Source organism: Klebsiella sp. 2019SCSN059, from assembly GCF_021739525.1.
Lineage (GTDB): Bacteria > Pseudomonadota > Gammaproteobacteria > Enterobacterales > Enterobacteriaceae > Klebsiella > Klebsiella quasipneumoniae.
Genome location: NZ_JAKKOM010000154.1, coordinates 1 through 359 on the forward strand (window position 1 = coordinate 1; position 359 = coordinate 359).

The 359-nt window shown below is 53.5% G+C and carries 1 tRNA gene and 1 rRNA gene; both read left to right on the plus strand.

The features are described from left to right. The first annotated feature begins 150 nt into the window (after positions 1 to 150). Positions 151 to 266: ribosomal RNA gene (gene rrf, locus L2I46_RS29385) — 5S ribosomal RNA — on the plus strand. Between the two features lie 14 nt (positions 267 to 280). Then, a tRNA-Thr gene (locus tag L2I46_RS29390) sits at positions 281 to 356 on the plus strand. Positions 357 to 359 lie beyond the last annotated feature (3 nt).

A 359-nucleotide genomic window follows, 5' to 3' on the forward strand; every position in this document is an offset into this window, starting at 1 on the left:
AGCGCAGCGATGCGTTGAGCTAACCGGTACTAATGAACCGTGAGGCTTAACCTTACAACGCCGAAGATGTTTTGGCGGATTGAGAGAATTTTCAGCTTCGATACAGATTAGTCGATGCGTCCGCAGGACGTGTTGATAAAACAGAATTTGCCTGGCGGCACTAGCGCGGTGGTCCCACCTGACCCCATGCCGAACTCAGAAGTGAAACGCCGTAGCGCCGATGGTAGTGTGGGGTCTCCCCATGTGAGAGTAGGGAACTGCCAGGCATCAAATTTAGCGTGCTGATATGGCTCAGTTGGTAGAGCGCACCCTTGGTAAGGGTGAGGTCCCCAGTTCGACTCTGGGTATCAGCACCACTT